Raw genomic sequence first — 26,744 nt, forward strand, 5'->3', positions numbered from 1 at the left:
ACTGTCCGACCTGTCGCCATTAACCTTACGAGCATGTGGAGGAACCCGTCGCATCCGGACCGTCCGCTGCATGCCATTGTGCAGCCTCCGGGACCTGCCCTGTTCACCGCGATCCGCGACGCCCTGTCCGGTGACGGGCCGGCCGTCCTCCCGCTGTCCCCCGGCCGGCCGGAACCGGCGCTGGCCGCGCTGCGCCCCACCCACCTCGACGGCGCCCCGCTCGACGGCGGCGCGGGCGTGCCCGATGACGTGGCGGTCGTGATCGCCACCAGCGGCAGCACCGGCGCGCCCAAGGGCGTGCTGCTCTCGGCCACCGCGCTGCGCGCCTCGGCGGCGGCCTCGTTGCGCCGCGTGGAGGCGTCCAAGGGCGAGCGGTGGTTGTGCTGCCTGCCCGTCTCCCACATCTCGGGCCTGCAGGTGCTGGTCCGCGCCCTGCTGTCGGGCAGCGAGCCGATCATCCACCCGGCCTTCGACCCCGCGGCGGTGCTCGGCTCGGGCGCCCACCACGTCTCCCTGGTGCCCACCCAGCTCCACCGGCTGGTCGAGGCGGAGGCGGACCTGTCGGTCTTCAGGACGATCCTGCTCGGCGGCGCCCCGGCCCGTCCCGCCCTGCTGGAGCGGGCCAGGGATCTCGGCGCCCGCGTCGTGACGACGTACGGGATGAGCGAGACGAGCGGCGGCTGCGTGTACGACGGGCAGCCGCTGAGCGGCGTGGACGTCAAGATCGGCGCGGACGGGCTGATCAGGATCGCGGGCCCGGTCCTGTTCGCCGGCTACCGCCCGGCCGCGGATGCAGCGGACACAACAGAGGCCGCGGAGGCCGGCCCGTTCGACGGCGACTGGTTCGTCACCTCCGACCTGGGCGAGCTGAGCGGCGGCCGGCTGCGGGTGCTGGGCAGGGCCGACGACGTCGTCATCACCGGCGGCGAGAAGGTCGTGGCCACGGCGGTGGCCGACGTGGTGGCCGCCCATCCCGAGGTCGCCGACGTCGCCGTGATCGGCGTGCCCGATCCCGAATGGGGCGAGGTGGTCACCGCCGTCATCGTGCCCGCCAACCCCGACACACCGCTCACGCTTCCGCAATTGAGGGCGTACTGCCGCGATAGGCTTCCCCCTCATGCCGCCCCGCGCGGGCTGCGGCTCGTCACCGGCCTGCCGCTGCTGCCGAACGGCAAGACCGATCTGGTACGGCTGAGAGCAGGAACCTGACACGTCGCGACTGCGTCCAACCGGGTAGGTCGAACCGGGGAGAAGGAGGGAGCTTTCATGAACCAGACCCGCAAGATGTGGGCATCCGCGGCCGTCGTCGGCGTCATCGTCGCCGGTGGCGCCTCAGTCGCGGCGGCCGCCTCGGCGGGCAAGCTCGACCAGGTCGCCAGGGAGACCCGGGCCGTGGTGGAGAAGGCGCCGCCGGCCGGTCAGCCGCAGGAGGGCCCGACCGCCGGCCCCGACGGCGGAATCGTGGTCTCCACCGAGGTCAACCCCGATCCTCGCGCGGTGATCGACTTCTGGACTGACGAGCGCATGGAGGGCGCCGAGCCCATGCCGATGCCCGAGGTCACGCCCGGCCAGTTCGAGGTCGGGTCGGGACAGATCGAGGAGACGGAATAACACCTGCCCTCCGGGCGGTTCTGCATACGGGCGAGCCTGCTCTTTTTCATCCCGCAGGGTGCCACGGGAACAAATGACGGCGATTGGCGTTATTGATACTGGTGCGCCGTGCGGACGTGAGACCGCCCCACCACAACCTGCCTGATCGCTTCCACTCCGTACGGAGGAGGTGTCCTCATGCCCAGAACCGCCGTGGCGACCCCACCCGCTACTCTCGACCAGTTGATTGAACGAGGGCGAGCGCAGGGTCACCTTTCTCTGGCGGAGCTGCGTGCCGCTTTCGCGAGGGCCGGTGTCAGCCCCTCGGAAGGCCGCACGATCGTACGCGAACTCTCGGAGTCGGGCGTGAGCCTGGCCGCCGAGAACGAGCCGTCTCCCAGCACCACCGCCCCCAAGAAGAGCGCCAGGAAGAAGCCGGCTCCCGCCAAGAAGACGACGTCGCGGGCAAAGACTACCGGCCGCCCGGCAAGCGAGGCAAAAACCTCCGCGTCCACATCGGCGCCGACATCCGCGTCCGGCCGTGTGTCCGCCGCCGCCAAGGCCGTGACCCCGCCCGAGGCCAAGCCGGAGCACCAGGAGGACGTCCCCGACGACGTCGTCATGGCCGAGGAAGCCGAACTGGAGAACGAGCCGACCGACCTCGACGACACGCAGTCGGTCATGGGCGACTCCGTGCACACCTACCTCAAGTCCATCGGCCGCCGCACCCTGCTCACCGCCGCCCAGGAGGTCGAGCTGGCCAGGCGGATCGAGGCCGGCCTGTACGCCGAGTACAAGCTGGAGTCCCAGCCCGACCTGACCACCGCCGCCCGCGAGGACCTGCACTGGGTGATCGAGGACGGCAGGCAGGCCAAGGACCACATGCTGGAGGCCAACCTGCGGCTCGTGGTCTCGGTGGCCAAGAAGTACACCGACCGCGGGATGTCGCTGCTGGACGTCGTCCAGGAGGGCAACCTGGGGCTGATCAGGGCCGTGGAGAAGTTCGACTACACCAAGGGCTTCAAGTTCTCCACCTACGCCATGTGGTGGATCAGGCAGGCCATCCAGCGCGGCTTCGCCGACTCGGCCCGTACGATCAGGCTGCCCGTGCACGTGCTGGAGATGTTGTCGAAGCTGTCGCGGGTCGAGCGGGACATGCACCAGCGGCTGGGCCGCGAGCCCACGCCGGAGGAGCTGGCCGTCGAGCTCGACAAGACGCCCGACCAGATCGAGGAGCTGCTGCGCACCAGCCGCCAGCCGATCTCGCTCAACGCGACCATCGGCGAGGACGGGGAGACCACGATCGGCGACCTGATCGAGGACGTCGACTCCCCCGAGGCGTCGGAGATCGTCGACCGCCAGCTCCTGGGCGACCAGCTCCGCGGCGTGCTCGACAACCTCTCGCCGCGCGAGTCGAAGATCATGGCGCTGCGCTTCGGCCTGGTGGACGGCAAGCCGCACACCCTCGACGAGATCGGCAAGCACCTGGGGCTGACCCGGGAGCGCATCCGGCAGCTCGAGAAGGAGTCGCTGTCCAAGCTGCGCCACCCGAGCAACACCCGCCCGCTGCTGGACTGGGCGAGCTGAACCCAAGCACGACGGAGCCCCGGCACACCGACCGATCGGTGCCGGGGCTTCGCGCACTCCGCGTCAGGCGGCGCTCACTGGATGGCGGGCACCGGGCGCGGCAGCCGCGGGATGCCCCACAGCCGGTTGTCCTCGCGCAGCGTGCGCAGCCGCTCGACCTCGGACGTCCACATGGCCCCCGCGGGCGTGGCCTTGGCCTTGCGCCGCGCGATGCGGTCGTCGTAGGCCTTCACGCCGAAGGTGGCCCGCTGGCCCGCCTCGGCGGCCCTCAGCGCCTCGGTCAGCGCCTGGTCGAAGGCCCGGCCCGCGCCGAGCAGCTCGATCTCGTCGGCCGCGGCGGCGCGCAGGTCGCGCAGCGTCTGCTCGGTCTGCCTGGCCTTTTCGAGCAGGTCGGGGAAGCTCCTGGAGATCTCCTGGTCCGCGTGGTAGCGGACCTCTGCCTCCCGGCTCACCCGCGGACGGAAAAACGCCATTCGACCCGGCCCCTTCAACGCTGTCGGCACTCGTTCAGACGCCAAGGGTACGCGGTCGCGCGACACGGTCGGAAATCGCCCCGGGGCGAGCGCCTTTACATAGTAAGATGATCACCATGCCCGCCAAGAGACCGCCCGTGCCGCTCTCCCTTGAGCGCATCATCGAGGCAGCGCTCCACATCGCCGACAGCCAGGGGCTGCGCCGGCTCACCATGCGCCGGCTGGGTGACGCCCTGCAGGTGGAGGCGATGGCCATCTACCACCACCTGCCGCGCGGCAAGGAGGCGCTGATGGACGCCCTGGCCGAGCACGTGACCGCCGTACACGTCGAGCGCGGCGCCACCTGGCAGGAGACGGCCAGGGCGTGGTGCCGGGCCGGTAGAGAGCTGCTGCGCGACCATCCGGGCGTGCTGGCCCTGGCGCTGACCAAGCCGCCGAAGGGCGCCACGGTCATCGCGATCGGGGAACAGGTCGAGCAGCTCTCCGACGGGGGCCTGCAGAACGCCGCCGAGGCCGTGCGCACACTCCGGGCGTTCGTGTTCGGCAGCGTAGCGGTCGAAGTACAACAATCAGGATGGGCCGCCCCAGAAGTTGATGAATGGGTCAGGAGGGACGAAAGAGCCGATTTGGACTTCGAGCGCGGACTCGACGCTCTTCTCAAGGGATTGCAAACGTGATGCGCGTGTCGCGCTTGGACCGTTATCCTGCATAAGGCACGCTGTGTCGAAGGTCACACGATCCGGGGACCCTCCTGTAACAGTTCCAACGGACTATGTCGGAAAGAGTGACATACGACGCAGACTTGTCATCACAACAACCCGAGCCGGCTCCCGACCCTCCGCGACGGGAGCGACCCACGAGATATCTGGAGGCACGCCGATGTGCCCGCACCACCCGGCTTGTCCGGATGCCGAGGCGCCGGACCGCGAGGCGGCACGAACCCTCGCCTGCCACCCCGAACAGGGGTGGAGCCTGCTGTGCAACGGTGTCGTCCTGTTCGAGGACACCGGTGAGCTGCTGCCCAGCGGCACAGCCATCGCACCGCACCGGCCAGCGGTCGGCGCCGCCTGAGCGCCCTCTGAGCGCCGTCCGAGCCCCGCGGCGAGCCCTCCTCGCCCGCCGGCCGGCAGCCGACGCCCCGCCCGCGTGACCACTCCGCGGGCCCCGGCCGCAGCCCGAGGCGGCGGCCAGCGGCACCGCGCTACGCGTAGCGCATGATCCACTCCGCGACGACCTCGCCCACCCTGGCGGGGTCGCGCTTGAGATCGTGATTCTCCCCCTCCAGCACCACCAGCCTCGTGGCGTCCGCCGCGTCGGGCACCCCGAACGGGTCCCGGTCGCCGTTGACCACCAGCACGTCCACCCCGGCCCCGCGCAGCTCATCGGCCCGGGAGCGTTCCGGCCGCCCCGGCGGGTGCAGCGGGAAGGCCAGCGCCACCACCGCCCGCGCGCCGACCGCCTTGGCCGTCCGGCACGCCACCCGCGCCCCGTTGCTCCGCCCGCCCTGCACGAGGGGCAGCCCGGACCGCCCGGCGCACAGCTCGCGCAGCACGCTCTCCCACGCCTCGTCCTGCCTGACCGGCGAACCCGGCGCGCGGGCCCCCGCCACCCTGAACGCCTGCGTCACCCTGGCCACACAGGCCCCGGCCGCCAGCGCGGCGGCACGCACGGCCAGCAGGTCGGGGGCGTCCACTCCCCCGGCCGAGCCGTGGGTCAGCACCAGCAGCAGCCGCGGGTCCGCGACCTCGTCGATCTCGACCAGCGCCGGCCCTCGCGGCGTCATCACCTGCATGCCAGCACCGTACCTGGGGAGGATCGGGCCCTACCCCTCAGGACGGATGACGGCGCGCCGCGCGGCAGGGGATGATTTCCCCTATGCCAGAGAAAAGCCTCAGGGATGATCTGACGGCGACCATCGCCGCACGCCGCGACCTGGGCCCCGAGTACGAGGCCGAACTGGTCGACGCGTTCATGGACCGCCTCGACGCCACCATCGCCGCCCGCGTCCGGGCCGAGCTGGATCACCGGCTTGAGCACCGGGAGCCCCCGCGGAGCAGTCGGCAGAACACCGGCTCTCCGATGGTGCCGATCACGCTGGGCTCGCTGGGCATCGGCGTGCCGCTGACGGCCGTCGCGGCGGGCGGCGCGGGCGCCGCCGGGGTGCTGATGACCTGGCTGGCCATCATCGTGCTCAACGTGTTCGCCGCCGTGGCGATCATGCGCCGCCCCTGAGCGGGGTTCAGGCGCCGCGGCCGTGACGCAGCCGCACCTCGGCGGCCAGCGTCTCGTCCGCGTGCTCCAGCCCGTACGACCAGACCCGGACGGCGTCCTCGTCCCGGCCGCGCAGCGGCAGCGTGCGGGCCAGCAGCTCGATCGCCAGCGCGGTGGTCCGCGGGTCGGCCCCGCCCTCCACGCTCTCGGCGAACTCGGCGCAGGCCAGCTCCAGATGCGCGATGCCGAGCTGGACCCGCAGCGCGGGCACCTCGTCCTCGGGGGCGAAGTCGAGGGCGTCGAGGAGCACCTCGGCCGCCGCGCCGGGCTCGCCGTGCTCCAGCATCAGCTCGGCCAGCCGCTGCGCCGCGTGCGCGCCGATGCGCTCGTCGCCCGCCGCCACGCCCGCCTCGACGGCGGCCCACAGCTCCTTCTCCGCCTCCTCCAGGTTCTCCTGCCCGGCGGCCAGACGGGCCAGCGCGAGGTGGGCCAGCGGCGTGTACGCGGCCGTGCCGACCCCCAGAACGGCCTGCCAGGCGGCCCTGGCCTGGTCGTCGCGGCCCTCGCGTTCGAAGCCCTGGGCGAGGTGGCAGGCGGCCTGGGCGGCGTACTCGGGATGCCCGGTGGCCAGCGCCGTCCTGGCCGCCGCCCGGGCCGCCTCGACGTCGCCGAGCTGCTCCAGCACCACGGCGAGCCCGACGGCGGCCTGCGCCCGGTCGGGACCGTCGGGGTCGGCGACCAGCTCGTCGAGGATGCGGGCGGCGGCGTCGAGGTCGCCGCCCTCGGCCAGCCGGCGGGCGGTGTCGAGCGGCGGGGTCTCCAGCTCTGAGGACGTCAAGACGGCTCCCTTGTGGCGACGGTCACGCCGAGCCTAACGACTAACGGCGATCATGTCTGCTCACTTGACCCTGCCGATAAACCTCAGTCCTCGTAGGCTTCCAGGGGAGGGCAGGAGCACACCAGGTTGCGGTCGCCGTAGGCCTGGTCGATGCGGCGCACCGGCACCCAGTACTTGCCCTCGCGCAGCGACGGCAGCGGGTAGGCCGCCTCCGAGCGGGAGTACGGGTGCGTCCACTCGTCGGCGCTGACGGCCTCGGCGGTGTGCGGCGCGTTGCGCAGCGGGTTGTCGTTGCCGTCGTAGTCGCCGGAGCCCACCTTGGCGATCTCCCCGCGGATGGCGATCATGGCCTCGGCGAACCGGTCGAGCTCGCCGAGGTCCTCGCTCTCCGTCGGCTCGATCATCAGCGTCCCGGCCACCGGGAACGACATGGTCGGCGCGTGGAAGCCGTAGTCGATGAGGCGCTTGGCCACGTCGTCCACGGTGACGCCGGTCTCCTTGGTGATCTGGCGCAGGTCGATGATGCACTCGTGGGCCACCAGGCCGCCGCGGCCGGTGTAGAGCACGGGGTAGTGCGGGGCCAGCCGCCTGGCCAGGTAGTTGGCCGACAGGATGGCCTGGCCGGTGGCGGCCGTGAGGCCCTCCGCGCCCATCATCCTGATGTAGGCCCACGAGATCGGCAGGATGCCCGCCGAGCCGTACGGGGCCGCCGAGACGGGCCCGACCGGGCCGCCGGCGCGCAGCGGGTGGCCGGGCAGGTAGGCGGCCAGGTGGGCGCGGACCGCGACCGGGCCGACGCCGGGGCCGCCGCCGCCGTGCGGGATGCAGAAGGTCTTGTGCAGGTTCAGGTGGGAGACGTCGGCCCCGAACTCGCCCGGCTTGGCCAGACCGACCAGGGCGTTGAGGTTGGCGCCGTCGACGTAGACCTGGCCGCCGGCCTCGTGCACCTTGGCGCACACCTCGGTGATCGACTCCTCGTACACGCCGTGCGTGGACGGGTAGGTGACCATGATGGCGGCCAGCGCCGCGCGATGCTTGTCGATCTTGGCGTCGAGGTCGGCCAGGTCCACGTTCCCGTCGTCGTCGCAGGCCACGACCACGACGCGCATCCCGGCCATGACGGCGCTGGCGGCGTTGGTGCCGTGCGCGGAGGACGGGATGAGGCACACGTCGCGGCCGTCGTCCCCGTTGGCGCGGTGGTAGGCGCGGATGGCCAGCAGGCCGGCGAACTCGCCCTGCGAGCCCGCGTTCGGCTGGATGGAGACGGCGTCGTAGCCGGTCACCTCGGCCAGCCAGCCCTCCAGCGTGCCGATCAGCTCACGGTAGCCCTCGGCCTGCCCGGCGGGCGCGTACGGGTGGATCGCGGCGAACTCGGGCCAGGTGATGGGCTCCATCTCGGTGGTCGCGTTCAGCTTCATCGTGCAGGAGCCGAGCGGGATCATCGAGCGGTCGAGCGCGATGTCCTTGTCCTGCAGCCTGCGCAGGTAGCGCAGCATCGCCGTCTCGGAGCGGTGGCTGTGGAAGACCGGATGCGTCAGGTACCCGCTCTCGCGCAGCAGCGCGGCCGGCAGGGCGTCGGGAGCGTTCTCGGGGGTGTTCTCGGGAGCGGCCTCGGCCCCGGACACGCCGAAGGCCGCCCACACCGCGGCCACCTCGGCGACCCCGGTCTTCTCGTCGCAGGCGACGGAGACGTGGTCGGCGTCCACCTGCCAGAGGTTGACGCCCCGCTCGGCGGCGGCGGCCACGACGGCGGCGGCCCGGCCCGGCACGCGGGCCAGCACGGTGTCGAAGAACTCCTGGTGCACGACCTCCACGCCCGCGCCGCGCAGCCCGCCGGCCAGCGCGGTGGCGTGGCGGTGCACGCGATGGGCGATGCGGCGCAGGCCCTCGGGGCCGTGGTAGACGGCGTACATGCTGGCGATGACGGCGAGCAGCACCTGGGCGGTGCAGATGTTGCTGGTGGCCTTCTCGCGGCGGATGTGCTGCTCGCGGGTCTGCAGGGCCAGGCGGTAGGCGGGGTCGCCGTCGGCGTCCACCGACACGCCCACGAGCCGGCCCGGGAGCTGGCGCTGCAGGCCCTCCCGCACCGACATGTACGCGGCGTGCGGCCCGCCGAACCCGAACGGCACCCCGAAACGCTGCGAGGTGCCCACGGCGATGTCGGCGCCCAGCTCGCCGGGGGCGGCGACCAGCGTCAGTGCCAGCAGGTCGGCGGCGGCCACGACGAGCGCGCCGGCCTCGTGCGCGGCGGCGGCCACGGCGCGGAAGTCACGCAGCCGGCCGGACGCGCCGGGATACTGCACGAGCAGCCCGAAGCACTCGGGCAGTTCGCCGTCGAGGTCGTGCTCGACCAGGGTGATGCCGAGCGGTTCGGCCCTGGTGGCCAGCACGGCCTTGGTCTGCGGCAGCGCGTCGGCGTCCACCACGAACACGTCGCTCCTGGACCTGCCCGCCCGGCGGGCCAGCGTCATCGCCTCGGCCGCGGCGGTGCCCTCGTCCAGCAGCGAGGCGCCCGCGACCGGCAGGCCGGTCAGGTCGCAGACGACGGTCTGGAAGTTCAGCAGCGCCTCCAGGCGGCCCTGCGAGATCTCCGGCTGGTACGGGGTGTAGGCGGTGTACCAACCCGGGTTCTCCAGCAGGTTGCGCCGGATGACGGCGGGCGTGACGGTGTCGTGGTAGCCCAGGCCGATCATGGAGGTGAGCACCCGGTTGCGCCCGGCCAGGGCGCGCAGTTCGGCGATGGCCTCGGCCTCGCCGATCGCGGCGGGCAGCCTGAGGCGGTCCTTGGCCCTGATCGCCTCGGGCACGGCCACCGCCACCAGGTCCTCGACGGACTCGAAGCCCACGGCCTCGAGCATGCGCTGCTGCTCGGGCTCGGACGGGCCGATGTGCCTGGCGGAGAACGGCGGAGCTGACAGGTCGGTCATGGGTGTGCCTCCCGAGGGCGTTTGGAGACCGGCGCCAGGGCGCGGGCGAGTGCCGGATCTCCCCCTCTGTCAGCGCGGTCCCGCTTCCTGCGCGGTGCCGCGACCTGAGAGCTTCACCCCGAAAGGGCTTGCACCGTCGGTGAGGCGCGCCTGGCAGGTGCGCCTGCTTTCCAGAGTTGCCTCACCCGAGCGGTACAGATGCCTGAGAGATTCCGGGGAGGGTTGCTCCTTCGGCGCCCCGGCACCAGGTGCCGGGGACTCTCCCGCACGGGGTCGTCAGCCTTGCTGTCCTAGATTACTACGCTAAGCCGCGAATACCGCTCAACGGACCACCCGGGCGCCCACCCGGCGGGAGTCAGCCCGTACGCCGGGCGCGGCGGCGGCGGGCCAGTTCGTCAGCGGGGTGGTCGGCCGGGACGGTGTCCTCGACCGCCGCGCGTTCCCCCGGCAGCTCCGCGAGGGAGCCCTCGACCTCCCGCCAGACCCGCCCGAGCGCGATGCCGAACACGCCCTGGCCGCCCTGGAGCAGATCGATCACCTCGTCGGCCGAGGTGCACTCGTAGACGCTGACGCCGTCGCTCATGAGCGTGATCTGCGCGAGGTCGGCGACCCCGCGGTCACGCAGGTGCTGCACGGCCGTGCGGATCTGCTGCAACGACACTCCGGTGTCGAGCAGCCGCTTGACGACCTTGAGCACCAGGATGTCCCGGAAGCTGTAGAGCCGCTGGGAGCCCGAGCCCTGCGCGGCTCTTATCGTGGGCTCCACCAGCCCCGTGCGCGCCCAGTAGTCGAGCTGCCTGTAGGTGATGCCGGCCGCGGCGCAGGCGGTGGGCCCGCGGTAGCCGATGTCGTCCGGCAGCGTCGTCGGCTGCTCGTCGAAGAGCAGACCCTGCTCCCCGGCACGCTGCCGCGCGCTCTCGCGCCGTACCGGATCTTCCTGGCCGGCCGTCTTTCCCTCGCCGCTGCTGACCGCCACGCGGACCTCCGGCTTTCTCTCATCCCGCGGCCTGATCTGGGGGTTCATAAAGGGCGACCACGGGTTTCACTTGCACCGTAGGACCGTGACCATGCTCAGTCAACGATCCGGCTCGGCGCGTCGTGAAGCGTAAATGCACTGAAATACCTACCCCGCCCTGCCGAAGTCCTCGGGAGTGATCGTGTCAAGGAACTCCCTGAACTTCTCCACCTCGTCCTCCTGGTCGTCCGGGATGATCACCCCGGCCTCCTGGACGACCTCCTCGCTGGCGAAGATGCGCGCCCCCGTACGCAGGGCGAGCGCGATCGAGTCGGACGGCCGCGCGCTCACCTCCACGCCGTTGGAGAACACCAGATCGGCGAAGAAGATGCCGTCGCGCAGGGCGACGATGTTGACCGCGCGCAGGCCCACACCGAGGGCGCTCAGCACGTCGCGGAACAGGTCATGCGTGAGCGGCCTCGGCGGAGGCTCCTCCGCCTGGGCCAGTGCGATGGCCGTCGCCTCGGTCATGCCAATCCATATCGGAAGGAAACGCTCCCCGTGTGCCTCCTTGAGCAAGACGATCGGCTGATTTGTGGGCATTTCAACTCGTACGCCCACGACCTCCATCTGCAACACGGGCTGCTCCGTATTCCTGACCGGTCACCCGGCACAGCTCTTCGATCATCGCTTCTGCTGACATGGCTTCGCATTTCAACGTAACACCCGGCGGGCCTGGAATGCGCCCCGCCTCCCAGCTCGCTACGGTCTCAGCGCCCCAGGACCGACCGCACGCCCATGCGCACAAGGGATGCGTGCAGGTCGAGCAGGAGCGTGGTCAGTTCCCTGGCCGACTCCTCCGCCTCGCCGATGGCTCCGGGGCGGCGACGCTTCAGGATGGGGGCGACGGTCTGCTCCACCAGGCCGGCCTCGCGCTCGGCGGCGGCCTTGACCGCCCGCAGGTGCCGGGCGTGCAGGCCGAAGCGGGCCAGCGCGCCCACGGCGCGGGCCACCTTGAGCGACTCCTCGTCGTAACGCCTGGCCACGGGGGTGAGCAGACCGTAGTCCTCGAGCTCGGTGAGGGTCTCGTCGTCGATCTCCGCGGCCTCGATCAGCTCGGCCCGGCTGAGCTTGACCTCCTGCGCCTGCTGCACGGCCCGCGGAAGGCCGAAGCTCTCGGCCATCTTGTCCTTGATCACCCGCAGCGGCAGATAGTGGTCGCGCTGCTCGGTGAGGATGAAGCGCAGTTGCTCGACGTGCAGGTGGGTGAACTTACGGTAGCCGGACGGGCTGCGCTCGGGCTCGATCAGGCCCTCGCCCTCCAAGAACCTGATCTTGGAGATGGTCACATCGGGGAACTCGCCCTGAAGGAGGGCGAGCACCTCCCCGATGCTCATGTGCGACCGTGCGGCCTGTGAGGTCATACGCCTAGTTGACCCGCATCAGGAAGACGAGGCGGAACTTGCCGATCTGCACCTCGTCCCCCGTGTGCAGGGGGACCTCCTCGATGCGCTCGCGGTTGACGTAGGTGCCGTTGAGGCTGCCCACGTCGCGCACGGAGAACTGGCCGCCCCGGTGGCGGTAGAACTCGACGTGCCGGCGCGAGACCGTGATGTCGTCGAGGAAGATGTCGCTCTCCGGGTGACGCCCGGTCGTGGTGAGCTCCTTGTCGAGCCGGAACCGGCTGCCCTGATTGGGGCCCCTGGTGACCGTGAGCAACGCCGCGCCGGGCGGGAGCTGCTCGACGAGCGCCCGTTCGGCCAGGAGCATGTCGCCGGCCTCAGCCTCGTATGCCTCGATTCCCGCGACGGAGATCGTCGATGTGGTATCCCCGGCGACCTCGGGCCTGGTCAACGGTGACCCACAGCGGGAACAGAAACGGGCATCCTCGGGGTTGGCGTGCCCGCACTGCGTGCAGTAGACGCTCGGCATCGATCGGCTCGGCCTCCTACCGCGAAGACGCGGCGACGGTGCTCAGGGCGCGCCTCGCTTCGCTTTTTCAAGTTTGCGAATGCCGCAAGATACGCTGATCAGCGGCAAAGGTCAAGACGGGGCGCTGCACGTTGGTTCGGACGCAGACAAAGTTACCGTCGCCCCCGCCCCGTGGTCCATGCCGCCGCGCGTTTCTACATTACGATCTTGCGGCACTCCCTGCGCACATCGTTCGGCAAACCCTTTCCGATCACAGGGTGTGACGCTATCACCCCGCGGCCTGTTCCACTATGCGCGCCCAGTGTTCGAGCAACGCCTGGGCGCTGTCCATGTCCGCGGCCTCGGCCCACAGATCGGTGACGGGCTCGGTCGCGGCGGGCAGGACCAGCACCCAGCTCCCGTCGTCGCGGGCCACGCGCACGCCGTCGGTGGTGTCGATGCGGTGGCCCTCGGCCCCGGCCTCGGCGGCCTCGATGACCGAGCGCATGACGGCCCCCTTGGCCGCCCAGGGCGTGGGCACGGTGCGCTTGAGCATCCGCACCTCGGGGATCCTCGCGTCGATCTGGCTCAGCGACAGCCGGGTGCGGGCGACCAGCCCGAGCAGGCGCATGAACGCGGCCAGCCCGTCGATCGCGGGGCTGAACTCCGGCACCACGAAGCCGCCGCGCCCGTCGGCCGCGAAGATCATGTCGGGTCCGGCGGCGGCCGAGGTGAGGGCGTCCAGCGCGGTGGAGGTCCACTGCACCTGGACGCCGTGGAAGCGGCACACCTGCTCGGCGACCCGTGTGGTGGTGACCGGCAGCGCGACCTGGCCGCCCTGGCGTTCGGCGGCCACCAGGTCCAGCACCACGAGCAGCGCGCGCTCCTCGCTGATGAGCTGGCCCTTCTCGTCCACCAGGGCGATGCGCTCGCCGACCGGGTCGAACCGCACCCCGAACGCCGCCCGCGAGTTGCTGACCAGCTCCGACAGGCGCTGCAGGTCGCGGCGGCGCTCGGCGAGCGTCTCGGTGGGCGAGACGTCGTCGAGGCGGGCGTTGACGGTCAGCACCTCGACGCCGACCCGGCCGAGCAGGGTGGGCAGCACGAGCGAGGAGGTGCCGCCCGCGCAGTCCACGACGACCTTCATGTCCCGTACGTCGCTGACGCTCACGTGGCGCAGCAGTTCGTGGGTGTAGTCCTCGAAGGCCCTGGCGGGGAAGTTCAGCTCGGCGATCTCGCCGGGGAAGGCGCGGCGGAACTCCTGGCGCGAGAAGACCCGTTCCAGCTTGCGCTGGGCGGCGGGCGGCAGGTCGGCGCCCCGGCTGTCCATGATGACGATGTCCACGCTCTGCGGGTCGCCCGGGGTGGTGCGCAGCGTGATGCCGCCGGCGGCCGACTCGCGCGCGGTGTGGAAGCGGGTGACGGGCAGCGGGGCGGCCTCGAGGTCGAGGACGTTGATGGCGCCGGCGGTGAGCGCGCCGATGACGGCCCGCTTGAGCGCCCTGGCGGCGAGGGAGCAGTCGCGGGAGGTGACGACGTACTCGCCCTTCTTGAGGGTGGTGGCGTACGCGCTGGCCAGGCGGACGCACAGCTCGGCGGTGATCTCGACGTTGACCAGCCCGCTGACGCCCCGGGGGCCGAACAGGTTGCGCTGGCCGCGCGACTCCCAGATCACGCTGGTGTTGACGACCGCGCCGGCCTCGATGGTCTTGAACGGGTAGACCTTGACGCCGCTGGAGACGTACGCCTCTGCCTCGATGACGCACTCGTCGCCGATGACGGCGTTCTCCTCGATGCGGACGCCGGCCATCACGTCGGTGCTCTTGCCGATGACGCAGCCGCGCAGGTGGGCGCCGGGGCCGAGGTAGACGTTGTCGTGCACGATCGCGCGGTGCAGGAACGCGCCCTCGCGGACGACGGCGTTGTTGCCGAGCACGGTGTACTCGCGCAGTTCGGCGCCGGCCTCGACCTTGGCGTAGTCGCCGATGAGCAGCGGGCCCTTGAGCACGGCTTGGGGGTCCACCGAGGCGGAGTCGGCCACCCAGACGCCCGGGGACAGCTCGAAGCCGCCGATGTCCAGCTCGACCTTGCCGGACAGGGCGTCGGCCTGGGCCTTGAGGTAGCTCTCGTGGGTGCCGACGTCCTCCCAGTAGCCGTCGGCGACGTAGCCGTAGATGGGGGCGCCGCGGGCCAGCAGGGCCGGGAAGACGTCCGAGGACCAGTCGACGGGCTCGCCGGTGGCCACGGCGTCGAGGACCTCGGGCTCCATGACGTAGATGCCGGTGTTGACGGTGTCGGAGAAGACCTGGCCCCAGGTGGGCTTCTCCAGGAAGCGCTGGACGCGGCCCTCGTCGTCCACGATGATGATCCCGAATTCGAGGGGGTTCGGTACCCGTTTGAGGCCGATCGTCACGAGGGCCCCATTTTCGCGGTGAAAACGGATCATGTCGGATAAATCGATATCCGTCAGGGCGTCTCCGGAGATCACCAGGAATCGATCGTCGCGGAGGCGGTCGGCGGCGTTCTTGACGCTGCCCGCGGTGCCGAGCGGGATGTCCTCGGTGGCGTACTGGAGGCTCATGCCCAGTTCGTCGCCGTCGCCGAAGTAGTTGCGCACGAGCGCGGCGAGGAACTGCAGCGTCACCACCGTCTCGGTGACGCCGTGCCGCTTGAGCAGGCGCAGGACGTGCTCCATGATCGGCCGGTTGACCACGGGGAGCAGGGGTTTGGGCTGGTTGGCGGTCATGGGACGCAGCCGAGTGCCCTCACCGCCCGCCATGACGACCGCCTTCACCCGATCACCCCTTCTCGGCCGTGCTCTTGGCCTCGTTTACGAGTTGGCGCACCTGTACCACATACAGCACCCCCGCCCACCAGTACAGGCCCGTTCCCCAGAGTGCGAAGGACCACCCGGCAATTCGGGCTATATCGGCATACCACCCAGAGTGGGAGGCAAGGAAGAGCAGCGGGAAGGCATACATGAGGTTGAACATGGCGGCCTTGCCCAGAAAATGCACTTGAAGTGCCTTATAGCCGTATTTGCGAAGTACGGGGAAGAAACTCGCGACCAAGAGTTCCCGCCCGAGGATGACCGCGACCAGCCACCACGGGATGACGTCGCGGAGCAGGAGGGCGAAGATCGTGGCGAAGACGTAGAGCTTGTCCGCCGCCGGGTCGATGATCCGGCCGAGATTGCTGGTCTGGTTGAACGCGCGCGCGATCTTTCCGTCGAGCCAGTCCGTGAAACCGGCCACCGCCAGGACGCCGATGGCCCAGCCGTCCGCCCTCGGCCCGAGGACCAGCCACAGGAAGACGGGGACGCCGAGGAGGCGCAGGAAGCTCAGCAGGTTGGGAACCGTCCAGATCCGGTCCTCGGCGGAAGTTTCGCTCACGCAGCAGACCCTACTGCGTGAAACTCCCACGTAGTGGGCCGCCTCCGTCCGGCTTTGCGGCCGTACGCCCCCGCGCCGCACGGCGCTGCGCGCCCGGGAGCGGGCCGGTCGCGGGGTGACCGGCAGGGGATGTCAGGTGCGGAGGAAGGCGTGGGTGCGGCCCGCCTCCTCGAAGCCGAGCCGGGCGTAGAAGTGGCGCGGCCAGTCGTCGGCGTCCGCGACGAGGAAGATCAGCTCGGCTCCGGCCGCCTCCGCCAGCAGGGCGGTCATGAGGGAGCGCGCGTGGCCCCTGCCCCGGTGCTCCTCGCCGGTGAAGACGCTCTCGATCTGGACGACGCCGTCGTGCGCGTACAGGTCGGCCCGGGCGGCGATCTCGCCGGACGGGGCGCGCACGCCGCGGAAGGCGACCGTCGAGGCGCCCCGCAGCCGGGCCTCCACGCGCCGGGCGAGCCCGTCGATCACCTCGTCGGGGGCCTGCGGCAGGACGCGGCGCCAGTCGCGGCGCAGCACCGGCAGCAACTCCTCGAGCCCGAGCCGCTCGGCGGGCGGCGGGCCGGGCGGGACCACGCCGCGGAAGACCATGACGAGGTTCGTCTCGTGCTCGTATCCGGCGGCGGCGAAGGCGGGCGCCCACGCGGCGCCGAGGCGGTCGTCGTCGACGCAGACCAGCCGGTGCCGCCGCTCCGCGAGCACCTCGTCGGCCGCCGCCAGCACCTCGCCGACGTCAGGGCCTGCTTCGGCGCCCGCTCCAGGGGCGATGATCAGCTTGTTGTCGTCGTACGAGCCGGGGAAACGATCGTCGAGCACCCCGAACCCGCCCGGCGCGGGCAGCACCCGTGGTGCCCGGCGGCGGGCGAAACCGTGCAGGAAGCCCAGCGCCCGCGCCGGCTCAGCCACCGGAGCGCCGCACCTCACGCAGGAACGCCTCGATCAGGCCCGGGTCCTTGACGCCCGGCGCGCTCTCCACACCGCTGGACACGTCGACCCCCCAGGGCTCCGCGGCCTCGATCGCCTCGCGGACGTTGCCGGGGGCGAGCCCGCCCGCCAGCATCCACCGCCCGGAGGGCCGGCCGCGCACGGCGGCCCAGTCCCACGGCAGGCCGGAGCCGGCGTGCGGGGCGTCGACCAGGAGCAGGTCCTCGTCGTAGGCGCCGCACCGCAGGTCGGCCTGGGCGTCAACGGCGCGCACGAGGCGGACGCCGAGGTCCTTCAGCGCGGTGAAGTCGGCGTGCGGGTGGTTGCCGTGCAACTGCACGGCCCGCACCCCGGAGGCCAGCGCCGCGGCGCGGACCGTCTCGGGGTCCTCCCCGCGGAAGACGCCGACGGTGAGCACCCGCTCGGGCACCAGCGCCGCCAGCTCCGCCGCCCGCTCGGGCGTGATCCGGCGCGGGCTCCTGGTCATGACCAGGCCGATCGCGTCGGCCCCCGCCCCGACGGCGGCGGCCACGTGCTCGGGCTCGCGCAACCCGCAGATCTTCACATACACATCTCCGACCTTAACGCCGGCGCGCGGCTGCCGGTGACCACGCCCAGACCAGCACGGCGACGATCAGCCCGAACAGCACCACCCCGGCCGGCAGGTGCGCCCCCAGCCACAGCCAGGTGACGTGCTGGAGCATCCCGGCCAGGAACAGCGCGAGGCTGGCCAGCGCGGGCCAGCCCGCCCCGCGGCCCGGCCGCCAGACCAGCACCGCCAGCACGACCTGGACGAGCGCGACGAGGTGCACGATCAGGCCGGCCAGCACGTGGGTCTCGATCATCGACTCCGACTCCACCGCCTGGCCGGCGAAGGAGGCGGCCACGACCAGCGCCGCCGCCTGGGCGGTGACGGCGAGGCGCAGGCCGTACAGGAGGCCGGTGGAGACCTGGCTCGTCTTCGGGGGCGCGGTGACGGTCATCGGTGGTCCTTTCGCTCACGAGAGGACCACATGGTCGTGGCGCGGGGTGCGGCCGGTCGTCAGCCTGCCGGATGACACCCGCGTACGCCGTGCGGATGAGCCGGGGCCTCAGCCGCCGCGCGGCGGGCGTACCGGGCGGAAGGAGGCGTCCACGAGTCCGGTGCGGTGGGCGACGACGGCGGCCTGGATGCGGTTGCGCAGGCCCAGCTTCTCCATCGCGGCGGCGATGTGCGTCTTGACCGTCGTGACGCCGACGTGCAGCTCCTCGGCGATCTCCGCGTTGGACAGGCCGGTGCCGACCAGGGCCAGCACCTCCAGCTCGCGCTCGGTCAGGCCGGGCGGCGCGGCGGGCGCGGCCTGCTCCTCGGCGGCCAGGAACCGTTCGACGACCCGGCGCAGCACGGAGGGCGCGAGGAGCTGCTCGCCGGCCGCCGCCCGGCGCACGGCGTCCACCATGCGCTCGGGCTCGTCGTCCTTGACCAGGAAGCCGACGGCGCCGGCGCGCAGGGCGGCGTAGACGTTGCCGTCCTCGGCGAACGTGGTCAGCACCACGATCCGGGTGCTGGGCCGGGCGGCGAGCACGCGCTTGATCGCCTCCAGGCCGTCGACCCTGGGCATGCGCAGATCCATGAGGATCACGTCGGGCAGGTGGCGCTGGGCCAGGCGGACGGCCTCGGCGCCGTCGTTGGCCTCGCCGACGACCTCCATGTCGCCCGTGGCCTGCAGCAGCATGCGGACGCCCGCGCGGACGAGCGCCTGGTCGTCGGCCACCAGCACGCGGATCATGCCGCGCTCCCCGGCGACAGGCGGGTGTGGGTGGGCAGGTGGGCGGCCAGCAGCCAGCCGCCCTCGCCGTCGGGCCCGGCGCTCAGGGTGCCGCCGAGGGTGCGGACGCGCTCGCGCATGCCGGCCAGCCCACGCCCGGAGGAGGGCAGCCGCTCGATGACGGTGGGCGGGCGGCCGTTGCGGACCTCCACGTCCAGTCCTTCCTCGACGGAGGCCACGGATACCCGGACGCGGGTGCCGGGGCCTGCGTGCTTGAGCACGTTGGTGAGTCCTTCCTGGACGATGCGGGCCGCTGAGGTGCGGGCGATGAGCGGGGCCTGGTCGGTGGCCGGGTCGAGGTCGAGATCGACGACGAGGCCGGCGGCGGCCATGCGTTCGGCGGACTCGCGCACGACGTCGGCGGGGTTGGCCAGCAGGTCGGGCTGGCGGTCGGGGTCGCGCAGCAGGTCGAGCAGGTCGCGCAGGTCCTGGAGCACCTGGTGGCCGGTCTCGCGGATGTCGCTGAGCGCGTCGGCCACGGGCCCGTCGGGGGCGGTGTAGCGGGCGGCGCTGGCCCGCAGCACCATGGCGCCGACGTGGTGGGCGACGATGTCGTGCACGTCGCGGGCGATGCGCTCGCGCTCGGCGAGCTGGTCGGCGCGCACCTGGGCGACGGCGGCGCGGGCGGCCTCCTCGGCGACGAGCTTCTCGGTCGCCGCGGCGGCCCGGCGCACGCCCAGGTAGCGGCCGATCGCGATGGGCGTGGCCACGAGTGTCATGAGCACGCCGACCCGGAACGGGGTGATCTCGGTGTTGTCGCCGACGACGGCGATCGCGGTGAGCAGGCAGCCGGTCACGTACGCGGCCACCGTCCAGGCCCAGGACACCACCCGCATGGCGAACACGCCGATGGCGATCAGGGTGAGGATCACGCAGGTGTTGACGGCGGCGTTCAGGTAGGTGTCGGCGGACACGAGCAGCACCCCTTGGACGAGGAAGACCAGGCCGGGCAGCCGCCTGGCGATGCCCAGCGACAGGCCGCCCACCACGGCGAGCAGGCCGATCACCCAGACGGGCAGGGAGCCGGAGTGCCAGGTGGTCCAGGTGCTGAGCACGGTGATCGCCACGCCGCCCGCCGCGAGCAGCGCGTCGGGCGTGACCTCGCGCTCCTCCAGCCGCTCGGCCGAGCTGCGCAGGTACGCGCCCAGCACGGCGGGGAAGACGGGCAGCAGCACCGAGTACATCCACAGGTTGCCGGTGAGGGGGACGCCCGGGTCGGCGATGTTGGACGCGGTCGCGAAGATCGACGCGGCCACGGCGACGGCCGTGGCGCGCACCCGCGAGCGGTAGCCGGCCACGCCGAGTGACACGCACACGAGGATCTGCGCGGTGTTGGAGGTGAACGAGCCGAGCTGGTCGGTGACGGCCAGGAAGGCCGCCAGGTAGAGGCTGACGGCGACCGGCCGGTGGCGGACGAACCCCATGGGCAGGCCGACCAGCAGCGCCATGGGGATGTTCAGCTCGGCGGGCAGGAACTCGGTGTCGCCCGCGTGCGCGGTGGTCAGCAGGTCGAGACCCACTCCCGAGGCCGCCAGCAGGATGTCTAGCGGCACGCCACGCCAACGCATGCACACACCGTATCCGCACGGGTGTGCCGCGCCGGTCCTCCCGGCGGAGGACCGCCGCCTCCTCCAAGTGGCCGGAGCTCCGCCCGGAGGGGGGAGCGATCACCCGCTCCGCGGCCATAGGTTCTATGGCATGCCCAACGACACCGCACTGTTCCTCGGACAGTTCCTGCGCAACCCGGCGTCGATCGGCGCGCTGACGCCGAGTTCGCGCCGGCTGGCCGCGGCCGTGTGCGCGCCGGTACCGGAGCGTGGTGAGCCGATCGTCGTCGAGCTCGGGCCGGGCACGGGCCCCTTCACCGCGGAGATCCAGGAGCGGCTGGGCGGGCGTGGACACCACCTGGCGGTCGAGTTGAACCAGACGATGGCCGGGCTGCTGGCCGAGCGGTTCCCCGCGGTGGACGTGGCCAACGAGGACGCCACCCGGCTGGGCGATCTGCTCGCCGAGCGCGGGCTGGGTGCGGCGGACGTGGTGGTGAGCGGGCTGCCGTGGGCGGCTTTCCCCGACCGGTTGCAGCGTGACCTGCTGGGCGCGGTGACGGGGGCGATGAGCCCGGGTGCGGCGTTCACGACGTTCTCCTACGTCCACGCCATTCCGCTCAGCTCGGCGCGGCGTTTCCGCGCGCTGCTGGCGGAGCGGTTCGAGGAGGTGGTGCTGGGGCGTACGGTGTGGCGGAACACTCCCCCGGCCTTCGTCTTCCACGCCCGCCGGCCTCGATAGGCCGGATCCGCGGCGGGAACGGGGTGCCCGGCCGCCCGATCGGCGCCGGAATCGGGCGGGCCGCGCCTTGGGCGGGGAGCTGGTTGCTCAACCCCTCGCGGCGCGGGCACTCGGACCGCCCCGCGGCCGTTCCCGCGGTCGTCAGCCCGGTGGGATGACCTCCTTCCCCGTCGTCGTGCCTCCGTGAGTGCCGCCTACCCGAGGCCCGGGCAAGCACACGCGGTCAGCCGAAGGAGGGTGGCCGTTTCTCCCTGAGCGCGGCCACACCCTCAGCCACGTCGGGGCCGGTGAAGCCGAGGAATTCCATGGCGAGCGAGGCGTCGAAGGACGGCCCGGCCAGGCGCAGCCAGTTGTTGAGTGAGTACTTGGTCAGCCTGATCGCGTCCTGGGCGCCGGACGCGAGCCTGACGGCGATCTCCATGGCCTTGTCGTGCACCTCGTCGTCGTCGACGCACAGGCTGACCAGGCCCATCCGCTCGGCCTGTGCCCCGGTGACGGGCTCGCACAGCAGCAGGTGGTACTTGGCCTTGGCCATCCCGCACAGCAGCGGCCAGATGATCGCGGCGTGGTCGCCGGCGGCGACGCCGAGCCTGGTGTGGCCGTCGATGATCCGCGCGGTGCGGCCGGCCACGGAGATGTCGGCCAGCAGCGCGACCGCCAGGCCGGCGCCGACGGCCGGGCCCTGGATGGCGGAGACGACCGGTTTGGAGCAGTTGAGGACGTTGTAGACGATGTCGCGGGCCTCGGCGAACACGCGCATCCTGGTGGCGTGGTCGCGCATCATGTCCTCGATCATGGACAGGTCGCCGCCCGCGGAGAACGCCTGGCCCTCGCCCCTGACCACGATCGCGCGCACGCCGTCGTCGCGGTCGGCGTCGCGCCAGATCTCGCCCAGTTCGCGGTGGGCGGTGGCGTCGACGGCGTTGAGCCTGGCGGGCTCGCTGATCGTGATGCGCAGTACGCCCTCGGCCGGGGTGTCGAGCTTGAGCTTGGTGTAACCGTCCGTCACAGGAACTCCCTCAGCCGGTCCGCGACGTACTCGCGGGCCTCGATGGCCTGGTCGAACAGGCCGGGCAGCACGTAGAAGGTGTGCACGGCGCCCTCGAACCTGCGCAGCTCGACCGGCACGCCCGCCTCGGTCAGGCGCTCGGCGTAGCGCTCGCCCTCGTCTCTGAGGACGTCGCAGCCGGCGGTCACGACGGTGGCGGGGGCCAGGCCGGACAGATCGGGCAGGCGCAGCGGGGACAGCCGGGGGTCGGCGGGATCGACGCCGTCGGCGTACTGGCGGGCGAACCAGGCCATCTCCTCGGCGTCCAGGCCGAAGCCCTTGGCGAAGCGCGTGTAGCTGGGGGTGTCCATGGCGACGTCGAGCACCGGGTAGACGAGCACCTGGTGGGCCAGCCGCAGGCCCGCGTCGCGGGCCTGCCAGGCGGCGACGGCGGCCAGGTTGCCGCCCGCGCTGTCGCCGGACACCGCGACCCTGCCGTTGCTCTGGTAGAAGGCGGGACGGGCGAAGATGTCGCGCACGACGGTCCAGGCGTCGTCGGCGGCGGCCGGGAACGGGTGCTCGGGGGCCAGCCGGTAGTCGACCGACACCACCACGGCGCCGGTGCGGATCGCCAGGTCGCGCGCGGTCGCGTCGTTGCGCCTGACGCTGCCGAGGACCCAGCCGCCGCCGTGGAAGTAGACCACGACCGGCAGCGGGGCGTCGCCGCGGACGGCGCGGTAGATGCGGATGGGCACGCCCTCCGCCGACTCGTCGCGGACGAACGGCAGTTTCGTCAGCGGCCCGCGGTGGGCCGCCATGGGGTCCTGCGCGCGCATTTCCTGGATCGCGGCCAGATCGAGCGCGGCCAGATCGGTGTTCAGATCCGATGGGTACCGGGCGAGGTAGTCCCGCGCCTGGGGGTGCAGCGGCATGATCGCAGCCTAGCGGGCCGCCTCGATGAACGCATCGAAGAGACGGGTGTCGCCGCCCCGTTCCGCGTGCCACTGGACGCCGACGCCGAAGCGGTGTCCCTGCAGCTCGATGCCCTCGACGATCTGGTCCTCGGCCCAGGCCACGGCCAGCAGCCCGGTTCCGAGGCGGCGGACGGACTGGTGGTGGGGGGCGTTCACCTCGACCCGGTCGCCGACGGCCTTGCCGAGCTTGCTGGAGACGCTGACCTGGATCGTGTGGCCGCCGTCCGGCTCGGCGTGGCGGTCGCTCTCGAGCACGTCCGGCAGCCAGGGGATGAGCGAGCCGCCCTGGGCGACGTTGAGCACGTGCATGCCGCGGGCGATGGCCAGGATCGGCACGTCGGCGCGGACGGCGGCCCTGGCCAGGGCCAGTTCGAACCGGTCGCGGTGCGCCTGCGGCTCGCGGACGCGCTCGTCCTGCTCGCCGCTGTAGGTCTCGGCGCCCAGTTCGACGCCGCCGGCCAGGACGACGCCCTTGAGGCCGCTCACGTAGTCGTCCACGGCGCTGGGGGCGATCGGTGGCAGCACCACGGGCGCGCCGCCCGCCCGGCCCACCGCCCTGGCGTAGGAGGGCGGGGAGAGCACGGCCTCGCGCACCCAGTCGCCCCAGCGGGCTGCTTCGAAGTAGGCGGTGATACCGATGAGCGGTCGGGACATACGGTCTCCAGGGGGCGGGGCGAGTCGGGCGGCCGCCGGCTTCGGCCTTTCGGTGACGACCCCCGCCCCATCATGGCGCACTCTCTTTCCGATATGTCACCCCTCCCGAAGATCCCGGGCGTTCCCGGGGGTTCTCGGGGATTGCTGAGGTTTCGCCCCGTCGTGCCGGGCGGGCGCGCGGCTGGGCGAGCTCCTCGCGCACGCCGCTCGGTCAGGAGGCCGTGCCGCCGCTGGGCGGGCCGGTCGTGTGGATCGCCGGATCGGCGTGACGGATCATCGCCGCCCGGGAACGCGCGACCGGCCGAGTCGATCCGGCGCCGTTTCCGGTGATTTCTCCGGGAAACGCGAAGACAAATGTTTTTCGCATTCACCGGCCGACATTAGTCAGGTCATGTGCGGAGAATCACAAACTCACTACCGATAGTTCCGCATAGCACCGTATCGGGGGAATCGGTTGTGACGGGTCATCGGTGGTGTAACACTCATTTCTGAGCGAACGGGAGGTGCCGGGGCGGACTCCCTCGCTCGTCACCCGGATCCATCAGGAGGTGAACGGCGAGGGACCGGAACGCGTTTCCGGTCAAAAGGTGGGACTGAAATATGTCGTTGAATCCGCGCCTGGTCAAAGAGAGTTTCTCTGTCGTCGAGCCGCTGGCGGACAAGGCCACGGCCTACTTCTACGGCCGCTTGTTCGCCGGGAGTCCACACCTGCGGGGGATGTTCCCGCCCGCCATGGACGCCCAGCGGGACCGGCTGTTCGGGGCGCTGACCCGGATCGTGTGGAGCCTGGACAGCCCGGACAGCCTGGCCGGGCACCTCGCCCGGCTCGGCCGCGACCATCGCAGGTACGGCGTGGTCGCGGAGCACTACACGGCCGTGGGCGACGCCCTGCTGGCCACGATCCGGCACTTCGCCGCCGGGGTCTGGAACGACGAGATCGAGGCGGCGTGGGTGTCGGCGTATCGGCTGGCGGCCGATCTCATGATCGAGGCGGCCGAGTCGGACGCGAAGCTCGCGCCCGCCTGGTGGCTGGCCGAGGTCGTCGGCCACGAACTGCGCCGGCCGGACATCGCGGTCCTCACGCTGCGGCCCACCCGGCCGCTGCCGTACGAGCCGGGCCAGTACGTCAACGTGCAGCACGCGCGCTGGCCGCGCGTGTGGCGGGCGTTCTCGATCGCGAACGCCCCCCGCCCGGACCACACGATCACGCTGCACGTGCGCTCGGTGCCCGGCGGCTGGGTCTCCACCGCGCTGACCAGGCACACCCGCGTGGGCGACACGCTCATGCTGGGCCCGGCCCTGGGCACGATGACGCCGCCCGGGAACGGCACGCGCGACCTGCTGTGCGTGGCCGGCGGCACCGGCCTGGCCCCGCTGAAGGCGATCGTGGAGTCCGTCATCGCCTCCGGCCGCCGCCCCGGCGTCCACCTGCTGTACGGGGCCCGCACCGCCGATGAGCTGTACGACCTGCCGGACCTGATCCGGATGGAGTCGGCCTTCCCCTGGCTGCGGGTGCTGCCGGTGGTGTCGGACCAGCCCTCCTACGACGGCATGCGCGGCAGCCTGCCGGAGGCGGCGCGGCGCCTGCGCTCCTGGGCCGAGCACGACGTGTACGTGAGCGGCCCGGCCCCCATGGTGGACGAGACCGTGCGCCGCCTCCAACTCGACGGCGTGCCCCCGGCCCGCATCCACCGCGACCCCGCCCCGGACGAGCACCGAGGCCCCCTTCGGCGATCAGGAGGTTGACAGCGCGGGCCGCAGGATGCCATGTGGATATTGACGCCACGTGGAGGTCGACTGTGCCATCCCCCGCCCGGCGCCGAGGAATCGGCGGACTCGTCACCGTCATCACCGCGACCCTGTTGCTGACCACGTCCGCCTCGGCCGCGCAGGCGGAGGCGGTGCCGCTGATCGAGCTGGGCTCCGACGCGTACGCCAACGCGACGAGCCAGCACGGCACCCAGGCCGGCCCCGACACCTTCCACTGGGACTCGACGATCGTGGCCGCGCAGCAGGCCGGCCGCTTCCATGACGGAGGGGCCTCCGGCATCGCGTTCGCGACGTCCGCCGACAACGGCGCCACCTGGGCGAAGGGCACGCTGCCCGGTCTCACCACGTTCGGCGGCGGGCCGTACGCGCGGGTCAGCGACCCGTCGGTGGCCTTCGACGCCGAGCACGGCGTGTGGCTGATCACCTCGCTCGCGCTCGCCGGCCCGGACGGGACGACCGGGGCGGCCGTGGTGACCAGCCGCTCCGCCGACGGCGGCCGGACCTGGAGTACCCCCGTCACCGCCGCGGCCGGCGGCGACCTGGACAAGAGCTGGGTCGTCTGCGACAACGGCGCGGACAGCCCGTACCGCGGCACGTGTTACGCGGTCTTCGACGATCACGGCGCGGGCAACACGATCAGGGTGAGCCGCTCGTCCGACGGCGGCCTGACCTGGGTCGTGGCCGGCACCACGGCCACCGGCCTGGGCGGGCAGCCGGTGGTGCGGCCGAACGGCGCGGTGGTGGTGCCGTACCTGGGCGGCGACGGGCGGATCCGCTCCTTCCGCTCCCGCGACGGCGGCGCGAGCTGGGGCGAGAGCGTGCCGGTCGCGCAGGTGGAGCGGCACCCGGTCGCGGGCGGGCTGCGGGCCGCGCCGCTGCCGTCGGCGGAGATCGACGCCGGCGGCACCGTGTACGTCGTCTGGCACGACTGCCGCTTCCAGGTGGACTGCGCCGGCAACGACATCGTGCTGAGCCGCTCGTCCGACGGCGCCGCGTGGGGCCCCGTCCTGCGGGTGACCGACGGCGCCGGGGACCACTTCATCCCCGGCCTCGGCGTGGACCGCGAGAGCTCGGGCGACAGGGCCCGGCTGGCGCTGGCCTACTACCGCTACCCGGACGCGGCCTGCGCGCCCGCCGCCTGCCGTCTCACGATCGCCTACACCTCCTCGGTGAACGGCGGCGCGAGCTGGTCGGCGCCGCTGGAGCTGCATCCGGGCATGGCGCTGGACTGGCTGGCGAACAGCTCGCAGGGGCGCACGGTGGGCGACTACATCTCCACCTCGGTCGTGCCGGGCGGCGCCGCCTTCCCGGCCTTCGCGGCGGCGGGGACGCCGGCGGGCGGGGCGTTCGACGTCCGCACCCACACGGTCGCGGGCGGGTTGTCGATCACGGGCGGCGCGCCGCCCACGATCGCCATCGAGGCGGCCATCGCGACCGGCGAGCCCGCACAGGACCCGCCGACGAC

26 protein-coding genes, 1 pseudogene and 1 riboswitch are annotated in these 26,744 nt (G+C 72.1%); of the genes and pseudogenes, 9 read left to right on the forward strand and 18 right to left on the reverse strand.

Annotation, left to right across the window (positions count from 1 at the left end):
* Positions 1 to 33 precede the first annotated feature (33 nt).
* From FAF44_RS24280 to FAF44_RS24290, 3 genes are all read left to right on the forward strand, one after another.
* On the forward strand, positions 34 to 1,209 hold the full coding sequence (locus FAF44_RS24280; RefSeq protein WP_237105542.1) for an AMP-binding protein: 1,176 nt from the start codon (positions 34 to 36) through the stop codon (positions 1,207 to 1,209).
* Positions 1,210 to 1,266: 57 nt separating this feature from the next.
* Positions 1,267 to 1,611, forward strand: a complete 345-nt coding sequence (locus tag FAF44_RS24285) for a hypothetical protein (protein WP_237105543.1) — start codon at positions 1,267 to 1,269, stop codon at positions 1,609 to 1,611.
* Positions 1,612 to 1,788: 177 nt separating this feature from the next.
* Complete coding sequence (locus FAF44_RS24290) at positions 1,789 to 3,177, forward strand: RNA polymerase sigma factor (RefSeq protein ID WP_237105544.1); 1,389 nt, start codon at positions 1,789 to 1,791, stop codon at positions 3,175 to 3,177.
* 74 nt (positions 3,178 to 3,251) lie between these two features.
* Here the strand turns inward: FAF44_RS24290 and FAF44_RS24295 are convergent, their stop codons facing one another.
* The gene (locus FAF44_RS24295; RefSeq protein WP_237105545.1) at positions 3,252 to 3,629 is read right to left on the reverse strand and encodes a hypothetical protein; all 378 of its coding nucleotides are present in this window, start codon (positions 3,627 to 3,629) and stop codon (positions 3,252 to 3,254) included.
* A 137-nt stretch (positions 3,630 to 3,766) separates the two neighbouring features.
* Between FAF44_RS24295 and FAF44_RS24300 the strand changes: the two genes are divergently transcribed.
* Positions 3,767 to 4,327, forward strand: a complete 561-nt coding sequence (locus FAF44_RS24300) for a TetR family transcriptional regulator (protein WP_237105546.1) — start codon at positions 3,767 to 3,769, stop codon at positions 4,325 to 4,327.
* A gap of 202 nt (positions 4,328 to 4,529) precedes the next feature.
* A complete protein-coding gene (locus FAF44_RS24305; RefSeq protein WP_237105547.1) occupies positions 4,530 to 4,721 on the forward strand; it encodes a DUF5999 family protein in 192 nt (63 codons plus the stop codon).
* A 130-nt stretch (positions 4,722 to 4,851) separates the two neighbouring features.
* Here the strand turns inward: FAF44_RS24305 and FAF44_RS24310 are convergent, their stop codons facing one another.
* Positions 4,852 to 5,442: an alpha/beta family hydrolase gene (locus FAF44_RS24310; protein ID WP_237105548.1), complete on the reverse strand. Its 591-nt coding sequence runs from the start codon at positions 5,440 to 5,442 to the stop codon at positions 4,852 to 4,854.
* 83 nt (positions 5,443 to 5,525) lie between these two features.
* Here FAF44_RS24310 and FAF44_RS24315 point away from each other — a divergent pair, with 83 nt between their 5' ends.
* The gene (locus FAF44_RS24315) at positions 5,526 to 5,882 is read left to right on the forward strand and encodes a hypothetical protein (RefSeq protein WP_237105549.1); all 357 of its coding nucleotides are present in this window, start codon (positions 5,526 to 5,528) and stop codon (positions 5,880 to 5,882) included.
* Between the two features lie 7 nt (positions 5,883 to 5,889).
* On the opposite strand, the gene FAF44_RS24320 is transcribed toward FAF44_RS24315, so the two are convergent.
* The 13 genes from FAF44_RS24320 to FAF44_RS24380 form a co-directional block, all read right to left on the reverse strand.
* Positions 5,890 to 6,699: a hypothetical protein gene (locus FAF44_RS24320; RefSeq protein ID WP_237105550.1), complete on the reverse strand. Its 810-nt coding sequence runs from the start codon at positions 6,697 to 6,699 to the stop codon at positions 5,890 to 5,892.
* 83 nt (positions 6,700 to 6,782) lie between these two features.
* Positions 6,783 to 9,626 carry an aminomethyl-transferring glycine dehydrogenase gene (gcvP, locus tag FAF44_RS24325; RefSeq protein WP_237105551.1) on the reverse strand — a complete coding sequence of 948 codons (2,844 nt, stop codon included), beginning with the start codon at positions 9,624 to 9,626 and terminating at the stop codon, positions 6,783 to 6,785.
* 180 nt (positions 9,627 to 9,806) lie between these two features.
* Positions 9,807 to 9,902, reverse strand: a riboswitch (glycine riboswitch).
* Between the two features lie 79 nt (positions 9,903 to 9,981).
* Complete coding sequence (locus FAF44_RS24330; RefSeq protein ID WP_237105552.1) at positions 9,982 to 10,602, reverse strand: MerR family transcriptional regulator; 621 nt, start codon at positions 10,600 to 10,602, stop codon at positions 9,982 to 9,984.
* A 147-nt stretch (positions 10,603 to 10,749) separates the two neighbouring features.
* The gene (locus tag FAF44_RS24335) at positions 10,750 to 11,220 is read right to left on the reverse strand and encodes a bifunctional nuclease family protein (protein ID WP_090771501.1); all 471 of its coding nucleotides are present in this window, start codon (positions 11,218 to 11,220) and stop codon (positions 10,750 to 10,752) included.
* Positions 11,221 to 11,351: 131 nt separating this feature from the next.
* A complete protein-coding gene (locus FAF44_RS24340) occupies positions 11,352 to 11,978 on the reverse strand; it encodes a MerR family transcriptional regulator (protein WP_237105553.1) in 627 nt (208 codons plus the stop codon).
* Between the two features lie 31 nt (positions 11,979 to 12,009).
* On the reverse strand, positions 12,010 to 12,513 hold the full coding sequence (locus FAF44_RS24345; RefSeq protein ID WP_237105554.1) for an FHA domain-containing protein: 504 nt from the start codon (positions 12,511 to 12,513) through the stop codon (positions 12,010 to 12,012).
* Between the two features lie 268 nt (positions 12,514 to 12,781).
* Complete coding sequence (locus tag FAF44_RS24350) at positions 12,782 to 15,286, reverse strand: mannose-1-phosphate guanyltransferase (RefSeq protein WP_237105555.1); 2,505 nt, start codon at positions 15,284 to 15,286, stop codon at positions 12,782 to 12,784.
* Between the two features lie 4 nt (positions 15,287 to 15,290).
* Positions 15,291 to 15,884 carry a CDP-alcohol phosphatidyltransferase family protein gene (locus FAF44_RS24355; protein WP_237105556.1) on the reverse strand — a complete coding sequence of 198 codons (594 nt, stop codon included), beginning with the start codon at positions 15,882 to 15,884 and terminating at the stop codon, positions 15,291 to 15,293.
* A 132-nt stretch (positions 15,885 to 16,016) separates the two neighbouring features.
* Entirely contained in the window at positions 16,017 to 16,781 is a 765-nt protein-coding gene (locus FAF44_RS55910; RefSeq protein WP_237105557.1) for a GNAT family N-acetyltransferase, read from the reverse strand.
* Positions 16,774 to 17,370, reverse strand: a complete 597-nt coding sequence (locus FAF44_RS24365) for a phosphoribosylanthranilate isomerase (RefSeq protein WP_237105558.1) — start codon at positions 17,368 to 17,370, stop codon at positions 16,774 to 16,776. The genes FAF44_RS55910 and FAF44_RS24365 overlap by 8 nt, the downstream gene beginning before the upstream one ends.
* 10 nt (positions 17,371 to 17,380) lie before the next feature.
* Positions 17,381 to 17,782: a hypothetical protein gene (locus tag FAF44_RS24370; RefSeq protein ID WP_237105559.1), complete on the reverse strand. Its 402-nt coding sequence runs from the start codon at positions 17,780 to 17,782 to the stop codon at positions 17,381 to 17,383.
* Positions 17,783 to 17,890: 108 nt separating this feature from the next.
* Positions 17,891 to 18,568 (reverse strand): response regulator transcription factor, encoded by a 678-nt coding sequence (locus FAF44_RS24375; RefSeq protein WP_237105560.1) that lies wholly within the window; start codon positions 18,566 to 18,568, stop codon positions 17,891 to 17,893.
* Entirely contained in the window at positions 18,565 to 20,160 is a 1,596-nt protein-coding gene (locus FAF44_RS24380; RefSeq protein ID WP_237105561.1) for a sensor histidine kinase, read from the reverse strand. The genes FAF44_RS24375 and FAF44_RS24380 overlap by 4 nt, the downstream gene beginning before the upstream one ends.
* Before the next feature lie 145 nt (positions 20,161 to 20,305).
* Here FAF44_RS24380 and FAF44_RS24385 point away from each other — a divergent pair, with 145 nt between their 5' ends.
* Positions 20,306 to 20,893, forward strand: a complete 588-nt coding sequence (locus FAF44_RS24385) for a class I SAM-dependent methyltransferase (RefSeq protein ID WP_237105562.1) — start codon at positions 20,306 to 20,308, stop codon at positions 20,891 to 20,893.
* Between the two features lie 223 nt (positions 20,894 to 21,116).
* Here FAF44_RS24385 and FAF44_RS24390 read toward each other — a convergent pair whose 3' ends face one another.
* From FAF44_RS24390 to FAF44_RS24400, 3 genes are read right to left on the reverse strand one after another with little or no spacing between them, the layout of a single operon-like run.
* Entirely contained in the window at positions 21,117 to 21,902 is a 786-nt protein-coding gene (locus tag FAF44_RS24390) for an enoyl-CoA hydratase/isomerase family protein (RefSeq protein WP_237105563.1), read from the reverse strand.
* Positions 21,899 to 22,813: an alpha/beta hydrolase gene (locus FAF44_RS24395; protein WP_237105564.1), complete on the reverse strand. Its 915-nt coding sequence runs from the start codon at positions 22,811 to 22,813 to the stop codon at positions 21,899 to 21,901. Before FAF44_RS24395 ends, FAF44_RS24390 begins: the two co-directional genes overlap by 4 nt.
* 9 nt (positions 22,814 to 22,822) lie before the next feature.
* On the reverse strand, positions 22,823 to 23,509 hold the full coding sequence (locus FAF44_RS24400) for a gamma-glutamyl-gamma-aminobutyrate hydrolase family protein (protein ID WP_237105565.1): 687 nt from the start codon (positions 23,507 to 23,509) through the stop codon (positions 22,823 to 22,825).
* Positions 23,510 to 24,109: 600 nt separating this feature from the next.
* Here FAF44_RS24400 and FAF44_RS24405 point away from each other — a divergent pair.
* Together FAF44_RS24405 and FAF44_RS24410 are read left to right on the forward strand one after the other, a co-directional pair.
* Complete coding sequence (locus FAF44_RS24405; RefSeq protein WP_237105566.1) at positions 24,110 to 25,255, forward strand: globin domain-containing protein; 1,146 nt, start codon at positions 24,110 to 24,112, stop codon at positions 25,253 to 25,255.
* Positions 25,256 to 25,308: 53 nt separating this feature from the next.
* Positions 25,309 to 26,744, forward strand: a pseudogene (locus tag FAF44_RS24410) (hypothetical protein); the annotation flags it as partial.

The organism is Nonomuraea sp. MG754425 (assembly GCF_021699195.1).
Lineage (GTDB): Bacteria > Actinomycetota > Actinomycetes > Streptosporangiales > Streptosporangiaceae > Nonomuraea.

Bases quoted from the DNA above. Each gene is read 5' to 3' on its own strand.
- FAF44_RS24280 (WP_237105542.1), top strand. From the start codon at position 34: ATGTGGAGGAACCCGTCGCATCCGGACCGTCCGCTGCATGCCATTGTG.
- FAF44_RS24285 (WP_237105543.1), top strand. From the start codon at position 1,267: ATGAACCAGACCCGCAAGATGTGGGCATCCGCGGCCGTCGTCGGCGTC.
- FAF44_RS24290 (WP_237105544.1), top strand. From the start codon at position 1,789: ATGCCCAGAACCGCCGTGGCGACCCCACCCGCTACTCTCGACCAGTTG.
- FAF44_RS24300 (WP_237105546.1), top strand. From the start codon at position 3,767: ATGCCCGCCAAGAGACCGCCCGTGCCGCTCTCCCTTGAGCGCATCATC.
- FAF44_RS24305 (WP_237105547.1), top strand. From the start codon at position 4,530: ATGTGCCCGCACCACCCGGCTTGTCCGGATGCCGAGGCGCCGGACCGC.
- FAF44_RS24310 (WP_237105548.1), bottom strand. From the start codon at position 5,442: ATGCAGGTGATGACGCCGCGAGGGCCGGCGCTGGTCGAGATCGACGAG.
- FAF44_RS24315 (WP_237105549.1), top strand. From the start codon at position 5,526: ATGCCAGAGAAAAGCCTCAGGGATGATCTGACGGCGACCATCGCCGCA.
- gcvP (WP_237105551.1), bottom strand. From the start codon at position 9,626: ATGACCGACCTGTCAGCTCCGCCGTTCTCCGCCAGGCACATCGGCCCG.
- FAF44_RS24340 (WP_237105553.1), bottom strand. From the start codon at position 11,978: ATGAGCATCGGGGAGGTGCTCGCCCTCCTTCAGGGCGAGTTCCCCGAT.
- FAF44_RS24345 (WP_237105554.1), bottom strand. From the start codon at position 12,513: ATGCCGAGCGTCTACTGCACGCAGTGCGGGCACGCCAACCCCGAGGAT.
- FAF44_RS24370 (WP_237105559.1), bottom strand. From the start codon at position 17,782: ATGACCGTCACCGCGCCCCCGAAGACGAGCCAGGTCTCCACCGGCCTC.
- FAF44_RS24375 (WP_237105560.1), bottom strand. From the start codon at position 18,568: ATGATCCGCGTGCTGGTGGCCGACGACCAGGCGCTCGTCCGCGCGGGC.
- FAF44_RS24385 (WP_237105562.1), top strand. From the start codon at position 20,306: ATGCCCAACGACACCGCACTGTTCCTCGGACAGTTCCTGCGCAACCCG.
- FAF44_RS24395 (WP_237105564.1), bottom strand. From the start codon at position 22,813: ATGCCGCTGCACCCCCAGGCGCGGGACTACCTCGCCCGGTACCCATCG.
- FAF44_RS24400 (WP_237105565.1), bottom strand. From the start codon at position 23,509: ATGTCCCGACCGCTCATCGGTATCACCGCCTACTTCGAAGCAGCCCGC.
- FAF44_RS24405 (WP_237105566.1), top strand. From the start codon at position 24,110: ATGTCGTTGAATCCGCGCCTGGTCAAAGAGAGTTTCTCTGTCGTCGAG.